A 19,030-nucleotide genomic window follows, 5' to 3' on the forward strand; every position below is an offset into this window, starting at 1 on the left:
CATGAGCAGATCAGCAACATTTGCAGTAGTGACGTGCGCCCTTCTTGTGGTGCTCACAGGCTGCGAGTCGGACCCGTCGGACACCTCTCCGACTCCCAGTTCGACGATCAAGACCACTCAGCCGGCAGATGTCGAAGAGCACGAGGCCGGACCGGACAGCCCCATCACGTACGGGTTCAAGGTGCCGAAGGGCGCGACGCAGCTCGGCCCGCTGGCACGCTTCCGCAGCGCCAAGCTGATCGCTGCCTACAAGCCTGAGCTCGATGCTGCAATCGCCCAGCGTGAGGCCGAGGACAAAGAAAAGGAGGCCCAGGCCGAGCGCGAAGGCACCCCGCTCCCCTCCAAAGTGCCCCCGATCGACACGCCCCCGAGCGACGACACCTTCAAGGCCATCGAGGACCCACCGAAGCCCGACACGACGATCTCGTTGATGCGTATCGACGGCAAGCCATCTGACGTCGTACGCCGCATGCTTGCCCAGATTTCGGCAGCTCTTCCCGCAGCGGACGTGTCGACCACCGATCTGTCGAAGTACTGCTCGTCGACTGACCGCCGCATCACCGGTTGCCAGCTCACGGTCCGCGGATTGACGGCCGATGAGCGCGACATTCGCGTCACCATGACTGTCGACCCCGGCAACGTCAAAACCCGCACCTCCCCGCCGGCGGCTCAGACTCGGCCCGTCATGACGCTGAAGATCCAATACGTAGGCAATCCGCGTACAGGCCAGCTGACCCGCGAATCCAATGAGCTCAAGGACGTGCCGGACATCAAGTCTGGTGGCGACACCTCGGGCCTGATCTTCCCGCGCATGGACGAAGACGCACCCGGTGACACCCCGCTGCTGCGCAAGTGGGTTGCACCCCAGGCCGCCACGATCATCCTCAGCGGCTTCGATCCCGGCTTCGTCATCTTCACGACCGACCGAGCCACGGACGGCGACCAGATCGCCCAGCAGTTCGTGATCGATGCCGGCGTCAAGGGCGAGTTCACCAAGGACGTGTCTGAAGACCTCAACGAGGTCAGCACGACCTACACGGCCGTGGCCGCGGACGGTGCGACAGTGCGCGCGACCAACGTGCTCACAGCGCGAGGCAGCTACACGATGCTGTTCTCGTATCCCGCCACTAAGAAGTGAACTGACCGAGGTTCTCGACCGCGTACGTGACAACCGGCAATACGGGTTCAACGGCCGATCCGACGTCGGCGAACGCAACCCACCGGACGTCGTCCGTCGTGCCGTCCAGCTCGACGACATGCGGCTCAGTGCCCGGCTCGATCTCGACGGCGTAGAGCAGGTGTACGCCGTGATAGTCCTCGTACATGTCGCCGCGGCCGACTTCGACGATGTGGATGTCGTGCACGTCCATCAGACGTGCTGAGAGCGCCTTGAGTCCTGTCTCCTCGTACAGCTCGCGCCGTACGGCCACGTTCGGCGACTCCCCATGATCCACGCCGCCGCCCGGAAGTCCCCACCATCCGGTCGGATATCCCACGGCGGAGATGCGAGTCAGAAGGATGCGTTCACCATCCGTGACCACGGCGTACGCGCCGAGTCGCTGCGTACGTGTGGGCTCAGGCACGACTCATTCCTCCAACAGGTGGTCTTCAGCAGCGGCTACTAGAGTCAATCACAATGACTTCACTCGAGCCGTTGCCACTGACCACTGCTCCGCCCAAGGAGCGGGTGGCGTACCTCGACAACGCGCGCTACTGGGTCATGCTGCTGGTCGTCATCGGCCACGTGTTGACGCAGTTCACCGAGATGGACTCCGCTCGGGGCGTGTACGTGTGGATCTACTCATTCCACATGCCGTTCTTCGTGCTGATCTCCGGCTACACAGCTCGCAACTATGTCGGCGACGCACGCCAGGTGCGACGGATCGTCAGCACCCTCGTCGTGCCGTACCTGATAGTCGAGACCTCGCTGCAGCTGATCACTCGCCACTACGGCGAAGGGCCGGATCCGCTCAGGATCCTGTCGCCGCAGTGGCTCGCCTGGTTCTTGGCAGCCCTGTTCATCTGGCGCCTCACGACACCGATCTGGCGTGCGCTGCGCTACCCGATCACCACGTCGATCATCATCTCGCTGGCTGTGGGACTGATCGAGGTCCCCAACGTGCTCGCCCTGCCGAAGGTGCTCGGGTTCCTGCCGTTCTACGTCGTCGGCATGCACATGAACCGCCAGGTGTTCGAGCGGCTGAGCGCCAAGCCCATCCGCATCGCGTCAGCCGCGATCCTCGGCGCCGCACTGATCATTTGCTACGTCTACTCAAAGAACTGGACAACCGACTGGTTGCTCTGGAAGCAGCGCTACGACGAGAGCCCTCTCCGGGCAACGGCCATGGAAGGCATCACCCAACGAGCGGAGCTGCTCGTCATCGGCTTCGTGCTGACGTTTGCGGCACTATCCCTGGTGCCACGAGGCAGGTCGTGGACGACACGGTTTGGCGGTCGCACGTTCTACTGCTACCTCCTGCATGGCTACGTCATCCTTCTGCTGGACCTGCAGTTCGACCTGTTCGACAAGATCGATCAGTACGGCGTCAACGCCGTGATCGCCTGCATCATTGGCGCGTTCATCCTGGCCAACCTGCTGATGACCAAGCCCGTGTCGGTTGCCTTCCGGCCCATCTTCGAACCCAAGCTCAAGGCGCTCTTCCGTGAGGCGGAGGAGAAGAAGGCAGCAGCGAGCTCAAGCTGAAGCTGAAGACAAAGAAGAAGGGCCCCACCTCGCGGTGGGGCCCTTCTTCGCTATGACTCAGTTGTCGTAAGACGTGAAGTCGAAGTCATCGAGCTGTACGGGAGCGGCGTCAGCTGAGCCGAATCCGTAGTCGTAGTCGCCATAGCCGGTGACGGCGTAGGCGGCCTGACGTGCAGCCTCGGTGGGCTCGACCCGGATGTTCTTGTACCGGTCGAGACCAGTACCAGCCGGGATGAGCTTTCCGATGATGATGTTTTCCTTCAGACCGCGCAGGGCATCCGACTTGCCATGGATGGCTGCGTCGGTGAGGACGCGGGTCGTCTCCTGGAAGGAGGCGGCCGACAGCCACGACTCGACGGCCAGCGAGGCCTTCGTGATACCCATCAGCACCGGACGACCGGAAGCGGGGGTACCGCCCTCGGCGACGACGCGACGGTTCTCTTCTTCGAACTTGGCACGGTCGACCAGGTCACCCGGGATCAGGTTGGACGCACCCTGCTCGATGACGGTGACTCTCCGCAACATTTGCCGCACGATGATCTCGATGTGCTTGTCGTGGATGGCCACACCCTGCGAGCGGTAGACCTCCTGGACCTCGTCAACGAGGTGCTCCTGCGCGCGGCGGACACCGAGGATACGCAGAACTTCCTGCGGATCCGGCGTACCGTGCGTGAGCTGCTGTCCGACCTCAACGTGATCGCCATCGGCGATCAGCAGGCGCGAACGCTTCGTGACGGGGTACTCGAGGACTTCCGAGCCGTCGTCAGGTGTGACGACGAGCTTGCGCGTCTTGTCCGAGTCGTCGATCGCAACGCGACCAGCGGACTCAGTGATCGGCGCACGACCCTTGGGCTGACGTGCCTCGAAGAGCTCCACGACGCGCGGAAGACCGTGCGTGATGTCGTCTCCAGCCACACCACCGGTGTGGAAGGTACGCATGGTCAGCTGCGTGCCGGGCTCACCGATCGACTGGGCCGCGATGGTACCGACGGCCTCACCGATGTCGACGAGCTTGCCGGTCGCGAGCGAGCGGCCGTAGCACTTGGCACACGTACCAGCCTTGGCCTCACAGGTGAGGACGGTACGGACCTTGATCTCCTCGACACCAGCAGCGATGAGCTGCTCGATCTCGACATCGCCGAGGTCGCTGCCGCTGGGGATCAGCGTCTTGCCCTTGGCGTCAGTGACGTCACCGGCTGCCGTACGCGAGTAGGCCGAGGTCTCGACGTTCTCAGCGGCGACCAGGCGGCCGTCGTCGAGCTTCGTCGCGATGACCTGGCGCAGACCGCGCTCGGTGCCACAGTCGTCTTCACGAATGATGACGTCCTGGCTGACGTCGACGAGACGACGCGTCAGGTAACCGGAGTCAGCCGTACGCAGCGCGGTGTCGGCGAGTCCCTTGCGGGCACCGTGGGTCGCGATGAAGTACTCGACGACCGACAGACCCTCACGGAAGTTGGCCTTGATGGGGCGAGGAATGATCTCGCCCTTCGGGTTGGCCACAAGACCACGCATGGCGGCGATCTGGCGAACCTGCATCATGTTTCCGCGGGCGCCGGAGTCAACCATCATCCAGATCGGGTTGTCAGGGTTGGCCCGGAAGAGGCCTTCCATCTCGCCCGAAACCTCGGCCGTGGCCTGGGTCCAGATCTCGATGAGTTCCTGACGACGCTCGTCCTCGGTGATGAGACCGCGGTCGAACTGAGTCTGAACCTTGGCAGCCAGGGCCTCGTGCTTGTCGAGGACGGCCTGCTTGCCGGGAGGTGTGATGACGTCCTCGATCGACACGGTCACACCGGAGCGCGTGCCCCAGTGGAAACCGGTGTCCTTGAGGTTGTCCAGCGAGTTGGCGACGTCGACCTTGGAGTAACGCTCGGCGAGATCGTTGACGATCACACCGAGTTCCTTCTTGCCAACCTGGTGGTTGACGTACGGGTAGTCCTCCGGAAGCGCTTCGTTGAAGATCGCGCGGCCCAGGGTCGTTTCCTTGATCTCGCCATCGATGCGGATCTTGACGTGGCTCTGGAGCGAGATCTCGTCACGCTCGAATGCCATGACAGCCTCGGGAACCGCGCTGAACGCGCGACCCTCGCCTACGTGTCCTTCACGCTCGAGCGTGAGGAAGTAGAGGCCGATGATCATGTCCTGGGTCGGCATGGTGACCGGGCGGCCATCAGACGGCTTCAGGATGTTGTTGGTCGACAGCATCAGCACGCGGGCTTCAGCCTGTGCCTCCGCACTCAGCGGCAGGTGCACAGCCATCTGGTCACCATCGAAGTCGGCGTTGAAAGCCGAGCAGACGAGCGGGTGGATCTGGATGGCCTTGCCCTCGATGAGCTGAGGCTCGAATGCCTGGATGCCCAGTCGGTGCAGCGTGGGTGCGCGGTTGAGCAGCACCGGGTGCTCCGTGATGACCTCTTCGAGGACATCCCAGACGACGGGACGGGCACGCTCGACCATGCGCTTCGCGCTCTTGATGTTCTGCGCGTGGTTGAGGTCAACCAGACGCTTCATCACGAACGGCTTGAACAGCTCGAGTGCCATCTGCTTGGGCAGACCACACTGGTGCAGCTTGAGCTGCGGGCCGACGATGATGACCGAACGGCCGGAGTAGTCGACGCGCTTGCCGAGAAGGTTCTGACGGAAGCGACCCTGCTTGCCCTTGAGCATGTCGGAGATCGACTTCAGCGGACGGTTGCCCGGTCCGGTGACCGGACGTCCACGACGGCCGTTGTCGAACAGCGAGTCGACAGCTTCCTGCAGCATGCGCTTCTCGTTGTTGACGATGATCTCCGGAGCACCGAGATCAAGCAGACGCTTGAGGCGGTTGTTGCGGTTGATCACGCGGCGGTAGAGGTCGTTCAGGTCGCTGGTGGCGAAACGTCCACCATCGAGCTGGACCATCGGACGAAGCTCCGGCGGGATCACCGGAACAGCGTCGAGAACCATGCCCGAGGGGTGGTTGTTGCTACCGAGGAACGCCGAAACGACCTTGAGGCGCTTGAGCGCACGGGTCTTCTTCTGGCCCTTGCCGGTGGCGATGATCTCGCGCAGCGACTCAGCCTCTGCGTCGAGGTCGAAGTCCTGGAGGCGCTTCTGGATCGCCGTGGCGCCCATGTAGCCCTCGAAGTACTTGCCGAAGCGGTAAGTCATTTCGCGGTAGAGCAGCTCGTCACCCTCGAGGTCCTGGACCTTGAGGGACTTGAAGCGGTTCCAGACCTCGTCGAGACGATCGATCTCGCGCTGCGTACGGTCGCGACGCTGCTTGGCTTCGCGCTCGGCAGCATCCTTGACCTTGCGCTTGGCGTCAGCCTTGGCGCCTTCGTCCTCGAGTGCCTTGAGGTCCTCTTCGAGCTTCTGCATGCGCTCGTTGACCTCGTTGTCACGACGGCTCTCGAGCTGCTTGCGCTCGAGGTCGATCTTGGTCTCGAGGCTCGACAGGTCCTTGTGACGAGCATCCTCGTCGACCTTGGTGATCATGTAGGCAGCGAAGTAGATGACCTTCTCGAGGTCCTTCGGTGCCAGGTCGAGGAGGTAGCCCAGGCGGCTGGGAACACCCTTGAAGTACCAGATGTGCGTGACCGGTGCGGCCAGCTCAATGTGGCCCATGCGCTCACGACGGACCTTCGAGCGGGTCACCTCAACGCCACAGCGCTCACAGATGATGCCCTTGAAGCGCACGCGCTTGTACTTGCCGCAGTAGCACTCCCAGTCCCGGGTGGGACCGAAGATCTTCTCGCAGAAGAGGCCGTCACGCTCAGGCTTGAGCGTGCGGTAGTTGATCGTCTCGGGCTTCTTGACCTCGCCGAACGACCATCCGCGGATGTCGTCGGCGGTCGCAAGACCGATCCGGATTTGATCGAAGAAGTTCACGTCAAGCACGTTGGTCTTCTTTCCTTACTGTTCTTGAATTCGTGGGCGTCGGGGAGTCTGAGCGGGTGCTCAGACTTCCTCGACGCTGCTGGGCTCACGGCGGGACAGGTCGATGCCGAGTTCTTCGGCGGCGCGGAAGAGATCCTCTTCTGCGTCGCGCATCTCGACGGGCGATCCGTCACTGGAAAGCACCTCTACGTTGAGACACAGGGACTGCATCTCCTTGACGAGAACCTTGAAGGATTCGGGGATACCCGGCTCCGGTACGTTCTCGCCCTTGACGATCGCTTCGTACACCTTGACGCGGCCGAGGATGTCATCCGACTTGATCGTCAGAAGCTCCTGCAGTGCGTATGCGGCGCCGTACGCCTCAAGTGCCCACACTTCCATCTCACCGAAGCGCTGGCCACCGAACTGGGCCTTACCGCCGAGCGGCTGCTGAGTGATCATCGAGTAGGGACCCGTGGAGCGTGCGTGGATCTTGTCGTCGACGAGGTGGTGCAGCTTCAGGAGGTACATGTAGCCGACCGAAACGGGATCGGGGAACTGCTCGCCGGTACGACCGTCGAACAACATCGCCTTGCCGTCACGCTTGACCATGCGAGCGCCGTCACGGTTGGGCAGGGTCGAGGCCAGGAGTCCCTGGATCTCGTCCTCGCGCGCGCCGTCGAAGACCGGAGTGGCGATGTTGGTCGCCGGCTCAGCCTTGTCAGCACCGATCTTGCGAAGGGTCTCTGCCCACTCGTCCTTCTCGTCGTCCGGAATCTGCCAACCGGTCTTGGCGACCCAACCGAGGTGGGTCTCCAGCACCTGACCGACGTTCATTCGTCCAGGAACACCGAGCGGGTTGAGCACGATGTCGACGGGAGTGCCGTCTTCGAGGAACGGCATGTCTTCGACGGGCAGGATCTTGGAGATGACGCCCTTGTTGCCGTGGCGGCCAGCAAGCTTGTCACCGTTGGAGATCTTGCGCTTCTGAGCGACGTAGACACGTACGAGTTGGTTGACACCGGGTGAAAGCTCATCGCCCTCAGCGGAGTCGAACACGCGGACGCCGATGACGGTGCCGGACTCGCCGTGCGGAACCTTCAGCGAGGTGTCGCGCACTTCGCGCGCCTTCTCACCGAAGATGGCGCGCAGCAGGCGCTCCTCGGGGGTCAGCTCGGTCTCGCCCTTGGGCGTGACCTTGCCGACGAGGATGTCGCCGTTGCCGACTTCAGCACCGATGCGGATGATTCCGCGCTCGTCGAGGTCAGCGAGCATCTCCTCGGAGACGTTCGGGATGTCCCGAGTGATCTCCTCAGGGCCGAGCTTGGTGTCACGGGCATCGACCTCGTGCTCCTCGATGTGAATCGAGGTGAGGAGGTCGTCCTGGACAACACGCTGCGACAGGATGATCGCGTCTTCGTAGTTGTGTCCCTGCCAAGGCATGAACGCAACGAGCAGGTTGGTGCCGAGCGCCATTTCGCCCTCGTCGGTGCAGGGACCGTCGGCGAGCGGAGTGCCCACGACAACCTTCTGACCTTCGACGACCAGCGGACGCTGGTTGGTGCACGTGCCCTGGTTGGAGCGCTTGAACTTCGACAGGCGGTAGGTGAAGTCCGAACCGTCGTCCTGGGTGATCTCGATCGCGTCGGCCGAGACCTCCTTGACGACACCCGAAGCCTTGGCGACGGTGACGTCTCCGGCGTCGACGGCGGCACGGAATTCCATGCCGGTGCCGACGAGAGGCGCATCGTTGCGGATCAACGGGACGGCCTGACGCTGCATGTTGGAGCCCATGAGGGCACGGTTTGCATCGTCGTGCTCGAGGAACGGGATCAGCGCGGTTGCGACTGACACCATCTGGCGAGGCGAAACGTCCATGTAGTCGACGTCAGCGGCGGGGCGAAGCTCGGCCTCGCCACCCTTCTGACGAACCAAGACCATGTCTTCGGCGAAGTTGCTCTTCTCATCGAGCAGCGAGTTTGCCTGCGCGATGATGAAGCGGTCTTCGTCCGTTGCGGTCAGGTAGTCGATCTGCGTCGTGACCTTGTTCTTGACGACCTTGCGGTAAGGCGTCTCGACAAAGCCGAACGAGTTGATGCGACCGTACGAAGCGAGCGAGCCGATCAGACCAATGTTGGGGCCTTCAGGCGTCTCGATCGGGCACATACGACCGTAGTGCGACGGGTGAACGTCACGAACTTCGTAGCCGGCACGCTCACGTGACAGACCGCCCGGTCCGAGGGCCGACAGACGACGCTTGTGCGTCAGGCCCGCGAGCGGGTTGTTCTGGTCCATGAACTGCGACAGCTGCGACGTTCCGAAGAACTCCTTGAGCGCAGCAACCACGGGGCGGATGTTGATCAGGGTCTGCGGCGTGATGGCCTCGACGTCCTGAGTCGTCATGCGCTCACGTACGACGCGCTCCATACGCGCAAGACCGGTGCGGAGCTGGTTCTGGATCAGCTCGCCCACGGTGCGCATACGGCGGTTGCCGAAGTGGTCGATGTCATCGGCTTCAACGATGGTCTTGCCTGCCGGTGTGTCCAGCTCGGTGTCGCCATTGTGCAGAGCAACGATGTACTTGATCGTCGAAACGATGTCGTCGATCGTCAGCGTCTGCTGATCGAAGGCCTCGTCAGCACCAAGCTTCTTGTTGATCTTGTAGCGACCAACCTTGGCGGTGTCGTAGCGCTTGGCGTTGAAGTAGTAGTTGTCCAGCAACGTCTGTGCAGCTTCGCGGCTCGGCGGTTCGCCCGGACGCAGCTTGCGGTAGATGTCGAGGAGCGCCTCGTCCTGAGTGGTGGTGTTGTCCTTCTCCAGCGTCAGGCGGATCGACTCGTACTGGCCGAACTCTTCGAGGATCTGAGCTTCGGTCCAACCGAGCGCCTTGAGCAGAACGGTGACGCTCTGCTTGCGCTTGCGGTCGAGACGGACGCCGACCATGTCGCGCTTGTCGATCTCGAACTCGAGCCACGCACCACGCGAAGGGATGACCTTGGCGGTGTAGATGTCCTTGTCGGACGTCTTGTCGGGCGTGCGCTCGAAGTAGACACCCGGCGAGCGGACGAGCTGGGACACGACGACACGCTCGGTGCCGTTGATGATGAAGGTGCCCTTGTCGGTCATCAGCGGGAAGTCGCCCATGAACACGGTCTGGCTCTTGATTTCGCCAGTCTCGTTGTTCATGAACTCCGCGGTGACGAACAACGGAGCGGCGTATGTGACGTCGCGATCCTTGCAGTCCTCAACGGAGTACTTGGGGGGCTCGAAGCGGTGATCGCGGAACGAGAGGCTCATCGTCTCGGAGAAGTCCTCGATCGGGGAGATCTCCTCGAAGATCTCCTCAAGACCGGACTTGGTCGAGATATCAGTGCGACCGGCGGCGAGCGCTTGCTCGACTCCGGCCTTCCAGGAGTCATCGCCAATCAGCCAAGCAAAACTGTCGGTCTGAAGAGCAAGGAGCTCTGGGACCTCGAGAGGTTCTGCAATTTTGGCGAATGAGATGCGGCGGGGCTGAACAGGTGCTGTGGTGCGCGAGGCGGCCAAGAGGGGTCCTTCCAAGGGCTCGCAGGCGGGTGGCTCAGTGAGGGGTGCTCCGCGCACGCCAATCGACCCCGGTCAAGGGGCGCCTTCCAACCAGCATTTGAAGGAGGGCATAGCGAGGCGAACGCGAAAGTTCATAGTAACCCTCTCGACACCCCGAAAGCAAGGGCGGGTCTTGACAATCGCCATTCGGTAGGGGACGCTATTTGGCTTTTTGCCACGAAGATTTTGCTTTTTCGTTGCATTTGGAGCGCGTACATGCTCCAGCTAGCCGCCTAAACGGCGCGGATATCGTCCACCAGCCATTGTCCGTCGCGGTGCACCATCTTCATGGTGATGCGATTGCCGATCACATCAGGCTCCTTGGAACCGTCAATCAATCGCGCCTGGTCCAGGAAGATCAGCACGTTGACCGTGCCGGGTGAGCACTCGTCGCCGCAGCTCAGCGCGGCGGCGTTGCGGCCGACAGCCTCCACCTGCACACGGCGCTGTGGTGCGATGTCGTCGAGCGCCGGCGCGATCTTCTCGAAGTCCTTCGCGAACTTGGAAGTCATGAGCTTTTTGGAATCCGTCAGGTGCTCGTCGAGCTTGTCGTACTGGTAGGAGAAGATCGTTTCGGCCGCTGCACTTGCGGCTGAGGATGCCGCCTTCTCCGTCGACGCACGATCGCCGTCGTTGTTCCTGACATCTTGGATGCCATCCACGGCAAGCCAGACGCCGACGATCAGTGCGGCAAGCGCTGCCGCAATCGACGGGATGAGCCACTTCAGGTCGCGACGGGTCGGTCCGGGGCCGTTGGCCGACGCGACAGGCGTACGCGGAGCGGGCGCCTTCTCGACGACAGCTGCCTTGGGCTTGACGGTGGGAACCTTCTTGGCCGGCGCCTTGACTGCTGGAGCCTTGACCACCTTCTTGGCGGCTGCCTTCTTGACCGGTGCCTTCTTGGCGACGGCCTTCTTCGCTGTGCCTTCGCCGGCGATGCGACGGCGGTTGACGGGGCCGTTGGAGTCGCTCATGTCGTCACCTCCGTGAGAGAAGAAGCGTACGGAGGCAACGACATGATCCCTGCCTCACGATGAGCTCGCTGGCGCTCGCTCATTAGTTGCCCTCCGTCGAGGTCGCAGTCGGTGTCGGTGTGGGCGCAGTGGCGCTCGGGTCGCCAGCGGTCGCAGTCACGGCGGCAACGCTCTCAAAGTTGGACACCAGCCATTCGGTGCCAGTCTTCGTGAACGACACCTTCCACCTGAAGTGGCGTACGACGGCAGCCTTGTTGTCCGTGTTGGAAATCGTGGCATCCACGGCGACGATCGCCTCAGCGGAATCCTCGTCAATGCTTTCGATCGCGACACCGCGTACCTTCGCTTCGCCGCTCTTCTGCTTCTTGTCCTTCAGCGCTTCGAACACGGCATTGGTGACTTGCACGAACTGTTCGTCGTACTTCGGCGTCAGCAGACCCTTGAGGCGCTTCTGGTAGTCGTCGAGCTCCGCCACGTTGTACGTGTTGTAGGCCGTGGCGAAGTCGTTGGCACGCGAGATCACGCGTTCGCGGTCGGCGCCACCGTAGGTGTCGTCATCGCCAAAGGCTTTGGGGAGAAATACTCCGAGCAGGCCGAGCACGAGGCCGGTCGCCGCGAGAGCGGCGAGAATTCGAACGACTCGAGTGCGGCTCGACCAAGAGGTCTCAGGATCAGGGTTCAGCGTGTTGCTGGTCCGAGCAGAAGCCACTTCCAGGAGTCCTTTCCTGATGCCGTGGGGCCTTCAGCCGCGTAGGAACCAGAATCACTGGTCACGGCCGAACGCTTGAGGACAGTCTTCGATGCCTGTCGCACAATGTGGTTGGGATCGACCTTACAGTCCAGGTTCGTATCGAACTCTCGGTCGCTGATGATCGCCTCTTCGCGACGCTCGCGATAGCCGGACGCTTCTCCGCCATCCTCGACATAACTACAAGGAGCCGTCATGTCGGTGAGCTGCAATCCGAACGCCGCGTTGTAGACCGTCTTGCCACCCTCCTGCTTGGGAGTCAGCACAGAGAACGAGCCCTCGACCAAGTAGGGGTAAAGGATGAAGATCGCCTGAAGGCCGAGCACGTTCTCCGAAAGTGGGCGGTTTGCGGTGACCAGGTCGTTGACTGCCTTGCCCAACGTCTCCGAGTTCTCGTCGACGACCTTCCGGAGGTTCGTCGCGCTGACGCTGCCCTTGTCGAGCAGGCGGCGCAAGTCTGGGTCTGCCTCGACAAAGCTGTCTGAGAACAGCCGCAGGTTCTTGGAGAATGTCTTGAGCGCACCCTGCTTGTCGATCTGTGTCTGCAGAACGGTGCCGGAACCCTGGATGAGGGCTCTCGTCACGTCGATGTTGTCGTCAGCTTCCTTGATGAACGCCGATGAGGTGTCGAGGATCGTCGCCAGATCGGTGCCGGTGCTCTCGAAAGCCTGACCGAGTTCGTCAACGACAGTTCGCAGGTCGTCGGTGTTGATCGACCGTACGAGGTCATTGGTGTCGACCAGGAGTGTGGTGGTGTCGATCGGGATGCGAGTGTTCTTGACCGAGATGGCTGAGCCCTTGGCCAGATACGGCTTGGAGTTGCCGCGCGGCTGGAGGTCGACAAACTGCTCGCCGATCGCCGACTTGTTGGCCACGATGACGAGGACGTCCGCGGAGATCTTGGGGGCGCTGTTCTCGATGTCGAGAGTCGCCTGGACGCCGTTGTCCTTGAACTCGAGCTTGCCGACCTTGCCGACGGGAATGCCGCGGTAGGTCACCTGGGCGCCGGCAAAGATTCCGCCCGAGTCGGTGAACTGTGCCGTGACCGGGAAGCTGCGATCAACGAACAACCGGTCGATCTGGGCGTAGCGACCACCCACGAAGGCTCCGCCGAGCAGTGTGACAATCGCGAAGATGACGAGCTGGATCTTGGTCAGTCTGGAGATCATGACGTCACCACCGATCCGATCAAGAGCTGTGCAAGCTTGGCGTCATCAGCTGACGCAACGGGAGCGCGGCACTGTCCAAGCAGCGAGCAGAAGCTGGGCAACCCAAGACCGCCTGATGTCGTGTCAGAGCCAGACGATGAGCCGGCTGTCGGTGTCGCCTGCGGCAGTCCCGGAATCGTAGGAATGTCAACGCCACCTGGCACGAGGCCCGTGACGAGATTGACCAGATCCTGGAGGGGCTGCGTGGGAGACGGGGTCGGAGCCTCCGGTGCATAGCCGTTGAGGATGTTGGTCAGCTGCTCTGCGCTGATGTCGAGGCCGAGCGAGAGGTTGGCGAAGTCACCGAAGCAGGCGCCTTCCTTGACACCGCCGTCGATGCACTTGCCCGACGCGACGGCGTACGTGTTGCCGACGAATCCGTCAGAGAACGGGAAGCTCAGCAACGCCTTGGTTGCGTAGGCGAGGTCGTCGCCAGCCTTGGCCAGGTTGGTCAGGGTGGGTACGAGCGCCTTGAAGTCGGCAACCGCGTCGTCCTTCGACCGACGGATCACATCCGTCGCAACGTCACCGAGACGGTGCAAGGACTCAAGGAGCTTGACCAGGTCGTCGCGCTGGCCGTTGATGACTGTCAGCGCCTCCGGCAGGTCATCCAGCGCGCCAGTGATTGCTGCCTTCTGCTTGTTGGTCTCGACCGCAAGATTGTTGACCTTCTCGAGCGACGTCAGCAGTGCAGCCTTGTTGTTGTCGAGCTGTGTCAGGAACTGCGAGGTCGAGTCGATGAGCTCTTTGACCTCAGGCTCGTTGCCGCCGAGCGCAAGGTTGAGTTCCTTGACGATCGTGTTGGTCTTCTCGATGCCGCCGCCGTTGAAGAGCAGCGAGGCCGCGCCGAGCACCTCTTCGATCTCGGGGTTGCGACCAGCACGATCGAGCGGGATCACGTCGCCGTCGCTCAGCGTGCCGGATGCGCCTGTCTTGGGTGCAGCCAGCGAGACGAACTTCTCGCCGAGCAGGCTGGTCTGGCGGATCGTGGCTTCAGCGTTGTCCGGGAGCTTGGTGTCCTTGTTGACCTTGACGGTCACCAGCGCGGTCCAACCGTTGAGCTTGATGTCTGTCACCTTGCCGACGGCGATGTCGTTAACCCGTACGGCGCTCTGCGGGACGAGGTCCAGGACATCACGGAACTCGACCTTGACGGTGTAGGGCTTGTCGCCCAGGTCGGCACCACCCGGGAGTGGGAGTTTGTAGGGCGAGAAGCCACAGCCGCTGAGGGCCATCGCTGCAACCGCCGTGAGCGCACTGACGCGAAGAAGCTTCATCAGTTCACCGCCAACATCTCGGCGATGGTGGAGTTGTACTTGTCAGACGTCACTGCCGAGGCCGCCGCGGCACGCGGCAGCGGCAATGGAGGCACGTTGTCCAACAGTCCGGCAAGCGATGCGCACAATCCGCCCTCTGCAACCGTCTCTCCGAGCAGGTTGCACACCAGTCCAGCAGGGTTGCTGGCCGCGCCGAACAACACCTCAGGGACGTTGTTCTTGGTATCAAGCGTTCCGGACGGGCTGTTGTAAGCGAGCGAGACGTTGGTCAGCGCTGTTGGGGCGTTGATCGTGATCTCCTCAAGGTCGGACTTGTGCTTGGCGAGCAGTGCGGCGAGCGAGCCGATGTTCTCGATGTTGTCCTTGAGTACGCCGCGGTTCTCCTTGACCAACGAGTTCACGTTGACCAGTGCCTTGCTCAGCGCTTTGAGCGTTGCGGCCAAGTCTTCGCGCTCACCTTCGAGCACGGTCGAGACGCGGGCCGTGCTGTCGTTGAATGACCTCACAGTTGCGTCATTGGTGCGAAGAAGAGTCACGAACTCCTCGACCTCACGCAAACTGCCGAACAACTCTTCCTTGTTGTTGGAGAGCGTCTTGCTGAGCTTGCCGAAGTTCTGGATCGTCTGGTTGAGCTGTGCGCCCTGACCATCGAGCTGCTTGGCCGAGTCACCGATGAAGCGACTGAGCGCGCCATCCTTGTTGGCACCCTTGGGGCCGAGGGCCACGGCTAGGTCGTCGAGTGACTGGTAGATCGCGTCGAGCTCGATCGGCACCGCTGAACGGTCGATCGACAGGAATGCGTTGTCCTTGAGCACGGGACCACCGTTGTAGGCCGGCGCGAGCTGTACGAAGCGGTCACCAACGATCGAGGGTGAAACGACGACTGCCTTGACGTCGTTGGGGAGCTTCACATCGCCGTCGTAGGAAATCTTGGCCCGCACGACGTCGCCACGTGGAGTCAACTTCTCGACCCGGCCGACCGGTACGCCAAGGATCTTGACGTCAGAACCCTTGTAGACCGAGTTGGTCTGCTCGAAGTCGACCGTCACATAGTGCTTGCCGTCGCCCTTGTTGAGGACAATCGCTGCGGCGGCGAGCAGGACCAGCACGATAAATGCCGTCAGGACCTTCGAGACTCCCGCGAAACGCTGGGCCAATCCGTTGATGCTCATCCGCCTGCCCCCGCAATCGCGTCTTCGAGCTGTTTGCGGATACCGGCGCCCGACGCAGCGCCACCCAGATAGGTGTCGAACCAGGGGCCCGTTCCGAGCGAGTTGGAGAACAGTCGCAGGAATGCCGGGAACTGGCGTAGCGCCTCATCGAGGCTTGCCTCATTCTTGCGAAGCATGTCCGTGACAACCAGGAGTTGATCGAGCGCGGGCTTGAGGTCAGCCTTCGTGCCCTTGACCAGCGCCGAGAGCTCCGTAGAGATCTGTTGGGTCGAAACAAGGAGACGGTGGATCGAGTCACGGCGGTCGCTGATCGCGTTGAACAGCGTGTCGGAGTCCTTGAACAACGTCACGAGCTCGTCATTGCGGGAGTTGAGGACACCAGTGACCTTCTTGAGGCTGACCAGCAGGGTGTTGATCTGGTCGTCGCGTGCCGCAAGGTTGACCGACAGATCCGAGACGCCCTTGATGGCTCCACGGAATTCCTCCGGCGTCTCGGCGGCGATTTCGCCCAACGTGTTGAGCGCCTCGCCAAGCTGCGGGACATCGAGCGCGTCGGTTGTCTTGCTGAGGTCCGAGAACGCCTGCACCACGTCGTACGGTGCAATCGTCCGCTCCAACGGGATCGTCGAGCCCTTCGGCAACTGTCCTGGGCCCTCGGGAGTGATGGCGAGGTACTCAGCGCCGAGCAGCGTACGTACGCGAATGTCTGCGCCCGTCTCGGTGCCGAACTTCGTGCCCTTGTCGATCTTGAACGTGACGAGCACCTTGTTGCCGGCAAGCTCGATCTTGTTGACCTTGCCGACCGAAACACCGGCGACGCGCACCTCGTTGCCTGTCTTGAGCGCGCCGATCTCGGCGAACTGGGCGTGGTAGGTATCGCCGCTGCCAATGATCGGCAGGCGGTCAGCGCGGAACGCCGCCAGCATCATCAGAGCGATGGCAGCAATGCCGATGATGCCGATGGTCACCGGGTTGCGCTCACGGAATGGAGTCATTGTGTGTACCCCGGCTGGTTGCATCGTTCGCCGCCGACGGCGAGGCCACTGTCACCTGTGAGCTCGAGGTGTGTCTCGGGCAGGATCACAGTCGTACCAACCTTGACCTCAGGGAGCGTGATGCTTCCCTGTACCTCGCACAAGAAGAAGTTGAACTCAGAACCTGATGACGCGGCGTTGCCGAGCTTGGAGATCTTGATCGGGAAGATCTTGATCGAGTTCTCCAAGGTGCTCAGGTTCTTGCTGCTGCTGAGATTCTTGGTCAGCGCATTGAGCTGCTTGATGTCCTCAACGATGGCCGGTCGTCCCTGCACCAGCAGGTCAGAGGTCTCGTCGGTGAGGTCGGAGATCGCGTCGACGGAGTTGAGGATCGCGTTGCGATCGTCCTTGAGGCCGCTGACGAACTGTTGAAGCGTGTCGATCGTGTCCGTGAGCTCCTGGTCGCGGCTGCCGACCGTGTCGAGCACTTCGCTCAGGTTGGTGATGACATCACCGATGAGCTTGTCGCGACCCGCAAGGGTGTTGGTCAAGGATGAGGTGCGTTCGAGGAGGTTGCTGACGTTGCCAGCCTCGCCCTGGAACGTCTGAACGATCTCGTACGCGAACTTGTTGGTGTCGCCCGGCGACAACGCCTGGAAGACCGGCTTGAAACCGTTGAGCAGGACGTTGAGGTCGAGCGCTTCCTGCGTGCGCTCCTCCGGGATGACACTGCCGGGCTTGAGAGTCGACTTGGCACCATCTGGGCCCTGAGTCAGCGAGATGTAGCGCTGGCCGACCAGGTTGCGGAACTTGATCGTCGCGAACGTATTGGCCGTCAGCGGTACGTCGGAGTCGACTCCGAACGTCACGAGAGCCTTGTCGCGGTTGACGATCTCGACCTTCTTGACCGAACCGACGGCGACACCTGCGATGCGGATGTCATCGCCCTTGGCCATGCCGGTGACATCACTGAAGAGCGCCTTGTATTCGGCGCGATCACCGAATGAGCCGTTGCTCAGGGTCAGCGCGAGAATAAGAGTGGAGATGCCAGTGAAGGCGAAGAAGAATCCCAGCTTGATGGCTGCGGAGATGGACTGGCTGTCGATCTGCTTCATGAGAGCGACACCCCCGCTCCTCGGAGCATCGGGCCGACCAGCAGAGAACCGATGTCCGGCACGTCCGACGGGTTCATGCCGAGTCGAGCACCGAGAAGGATGTTGAGCTCAGAACGCTCGCTCTCCGAGTCGATACCAATAACGCTGGGCTGCACCAAGTCGGCGAGTGACACGGCCGCAGCGCGGTTGAACTCTGATGGAGCGCCGAACTTGCCGTGGTCAGACTTGATTCCAATGAGCTTGTAGACCGACGCCGGAATGCTGAACGGATCGCCCTGGTTCGAGGATGACTCATCGCCCTTGTTGATCTCATTGAGGTCGAGGCACGACGGCACGGCTGCGTTGTCGGCACGGATGTCGTCGCCGTTCTTTGCAGCTGCTCCGGTCGACGCCGCATCAAACTTCTCCTTGGAACCGACGAGCTCCTCGCCCGGTGCATAGGCATCCGCCTGGGCGATGACTTCAACGTTGATGTGCAGCATGCCTTCGCGGTAAGCGCTGTCGAGTCGCGGGATGAGCTTGCCCATCGCCTTGAGGAAACAGGGGAACGTGGTCGAGTAGGTGCCGACAGTCTCGAGGATCGGGCGGCTCTCCTTAGCGAGCGTTGCCAGGTTTTCGCCGTTGGCCTTCGTGAAGGAGGTGAGGCTGTTGGACAACTTGGTGCTCTCGTCGAAGAAGGCGGTCAGCTGAGACTTCTTCGCAACGATCGTGTTGCCAGTCGTCACCGTGTTGCGCAAGAACGCACCCAGGTCTGGCATGGCGTCGGCGTACCCATCAGCGACCTTGCCGAACTTGATCAGGTCGTCGACCAACGTTGGGATATCGGGATTGGTCTTCTGCAGGAGACTGTTGGCCTGGACGAGCGTCTCGCCGAGCTGCTTGCCTCGACCTTCGAGGGCCGATGACACAGCCGAAAGCGTGTAGGACAGGTTGGCCGGGTCGACCGCGTCGAGCAGCGGGTAGAGGTCGTTGAGCAGGGTCTCGACCTCGATCGGGACATCCGCCTTGGTGATCGTGTCGCCTGCCTTGAGTGACTCACCGGTCAACTTGGCGGGCGGGATCAGCGCGATGTACTTCTCACCGAACAGCGTCTTGGGGATCAGCTGCGCCGTGACTCCCTTGGGCACGTCCTTGATCAGGTCAGGGTTCATGCCGAGATCCATCTTGACGCCGGCGCCGTCGGGCTCTACGCCGCGCACCTCACCGACGATCACACCGCGAAGCTTGATGTCAGCGTTCAACGGCAGGTTGACGCCAGTCGTGTCGGTCGTGAGCGTGACCTTGTCGTAGTCGACGAACGCCTTGGTGAAGAACGCGTAGGTGACCCACAGGACGAAGATCAGCATCGCGATGAACGCAGCGCCGAGCACCTTGAGGGACAGTCCGCGTTCGAGCACGGGTGTACGAGCCAT

Annotated in this window: 13 protein-coding genes; 2 read left to right on the plus strand and 11 right to left on the minus strand. The window is 62.0% G+C overall.

What is annotated here, in order from left to right:
- Position 1 precedes the first annotated feature (1 nt).
- Positions 2–1,138, plus strand: a complete 1,137-nt coding sequence (locus J2X11_RS13440) for a hypothetical protein (RefSeq protein ID WP_309971888.1) — start codon at positions 2–4, stop codon at positions 1,136–1,138.
- On the opposite strand, the gene J2X11_RS13445 is transcribed toward J2X11_RS13440, so the two are convergent.
- Positions 1,128–1,583 (minus strand): NUDIX hydrolase, encoded by a 456-nt coding sequence (locus J2X11_RS13445; protein ID WP_309971890.1) that lies wholly within the window; start codon positions 1,581–1,583, stop codon positions 1,128–1,130. The genes J2X11_RS13440 and J2X11_RS13445 overlap by 11 nt on opposite strands.
- Before the next feature lie 53 nt (positions 1,584–1,636).
- Here J2X11_RS13445 and J2X11_RS13450 point away from each other — a divergent pair, with 53 nt between their 5' ends.
- Positions 1,637–2,704 (plus strand): acyltransferase family protein, encoded by a 1,068-nt coding sequence (locus tag J2X11_RS13450; protein WP_309971892.1) that lies wholly within the window; start codon positions 1,637–1,639, stop codon positions 2,702–2,704.
- Between the two features lie 57 nt (positions 2,705–2,761).
- Here J2X11_RS13450 and J2X11_RS13455 read toward each other — a convergent pair whose 3' ends face one another.
- The 10 genes from J2X11_RS13455 to J2X11_RS13500 all read right to left on the minus strand — a co-directional run bounded on the left by J2X11_RS13455 (position 2,762) and on the right by J2X11_RS13500 (position 19,030).
- Positions 2,762–6,586, minus strand: a complete 3,825-nt coding sequence (locus J2X11_RS13455; RefSeq protein ID WP_309971894.1) for a DNA-directed RNA polymerase subunit beta' — start codon at positions 6,584–6,586, stop codon at positions 2,762–2,764.
- A gap of 60 nt (positions 6,587–6,646) precedes the next feature.
- Entirely contained in the window at positions 6,647–10,111 is a 3,465-nt protein-coding gene (rpoB, locus tag J2X11_RS13460) for a DNA-directed RNA polymerase subunit beta (RefSeq protein WP_309971896.1), read from the minus strand.
- A 272-nt stretch (positions 10,112–10,383) separates the two neighbouring features.
- Positions 10,384–11,124 (minus strand): hypothetical protein, encoded by a 741-nt coding sequence (locus J2X11_RS13465; RefSeq protein ID WP_309971898.1) that lies wholly within the window; start codon positions 11,122–11,124, stop codon positions 10,384–10,386.
- 82 nt (positions 11,125–11,206) lie between these two features.
- Entirely contained in the window at positions 11,207–11,833 is a 627-nt protein-coding gene (locus J2X11_RS13470; protein WP_309971900.1) for a hypothetical protein, read from the minus strand.
- The gene (locus J2X11_RS13475; RefSeq protein ID WP_309971902.1) at positions 11,803–13,041 is read right to left on the minus strand and encodes an MlaD family protein; all 1,239 of its coding nucleotides are present in this window, start codon (positions 13,039–13,041) and stop codon (positions 11,803–11,805) included. The genes J2X11_RS13470 and J2X11_RS13475 overlap by 31 nt, the downstream gene beginning before the upstream one ends.
- Positions 13,038–14,357, minus strand: coding sequence for an MCE family protein (locus J2X11_RS13480; protein WP_309971904.1), 1,320 nt, complete (start codon positions 14,355–14,357; stop codon positions 13,038–13,040). The genes J2X11_RS13475 and J2X11_RS13480 overlap by 4 nt, the downstream gene beginning before the upstream one ends.
- On the minus strand, positions 14,357–15,529 hold the full coding sequence (locus J2X11_RS13485; protein ID WP_309971906.1) for an MlaD family protein: 1,173 nt from the start codon (positions 15,527–15,529) through the stop codon (positions 14,357–14,359). Before J2X11_RS13485 ends, J2X11_RS13480 begins: the two co-directional genes overlap by 1 nt.
- Positions 15,526–16,524, minus strand: coding sequence for an MCE family protein (locus J2X11_RS13490; RefSeq protein ID WP_309971908.1), 999 nt, complete (start codon positions 16,522–16,524; stop codon positions 15,526–15,528). The genes J2X11_RS13485 and J2X11_RS13490 overlap by 4 nt, the downstream gene beginning before the upstream one ends.
- Positions 16,521–17,618, minus strand: a complete 1,098-nt coding sequence (locus J2X11_RS13495) for an MCE family protein (protein ID WP_309971910.1) — start codon at positions 17,616–17,618, stop codon at positions 16,521–16,523. The genes J2X11_RS13490 and J2X11_RS13495 overlap by 4 nt, the downstream gene beginning before the upstream one ends.
- Positions 17,615–19,030 (minus strand): MCE family protein, encoded by a 1,416-nt coding sequence (locus J2X11_RS13500; RefSeq protein WP_309971911.1) that lies wholly within the window; start codon positions 19,028–19,030, stop codon positions 17,615–17,617. Before J2X11_RS13500 ends, J2X11_RS13495 begins: the two co-directional genes overlap by 4 nt.

Origin of the sequence: Aeromicrobium panaciterrae (genome assembly GCF_031457275.1) — a bacterium.
In the GTDB taxonomy this organism is placed as follows: domain Bacteria; phylum Actinomycetota; class Actinomycetes; order Propionibacteriales; family Nocardioidaceae; genus Aeromicrobium; species Aeromicrobium panaciterrae_A.

Coding starts and splice junctions, on each gene's coding strand:
- J2X11_RS13440 (WP_309971888.1), top strand. CDS start 2: ATGAGCAGATCAGCAACATTTGCAGTAGTGACGTGCGCCCTTCTTGTG.
- J2X11_RS13450 (WP_309971892.1), top strand. CDS start 1,637: ATGACTTCACTCGAGCCGTTGCCACTGACCACTGCTCCGCCCAAGGAG.
- J2X11_RS13465 (WP_309971898.1), bottom strand. CDS start 11,124: ATGAGCGACTCCAACGGCCCCGTCAACCGCCGTCGCATCGCCGGCGAA.
- J2X11_RS13475 (WP_309971902.1), bottom strand. CDS start 13,041: ATGATCTCCAGACTGACCAAGATCCAGCTCGTCATCTTCGCGATTGTC.
- J2X11_RS13480 (WP_309971904.1), bottom strand. CDS start 14,357: ATGAAGCTTCTTCGCGTCAGTGCGCTCACGGCGGTTGCAGCGATGGCC.
- J2X11_RS13485 (WP_309971906.1), bottom strand. CDS start 15,529: ATGAGCATCAACGGATTGGCCCAGCGTTTCGCGGGAGTCTCGAAGGTC.
- J2X11_RS13490 (WP_309971908.1), bottom strand. CDS start 16,524: ATGACTCCATTCCGTGAGCGCAACCCGGTGACCATCGGCATCATCGGC.
- J2X11_RS13495 (WP_309971910.1), bottom strand. CDS start 17,618: ATGAAGCAGATCGACAGCCAGTCCATCTCCGCAGCCATCAAGCTGGGA.
- J2X11_RS13500 (WP_309971911.1), bottom strand. CDS start 19,030: ATGGCTCGTACACCCGTGCTCGAACGCGGACTGTCCCTCAAGGTGCTC.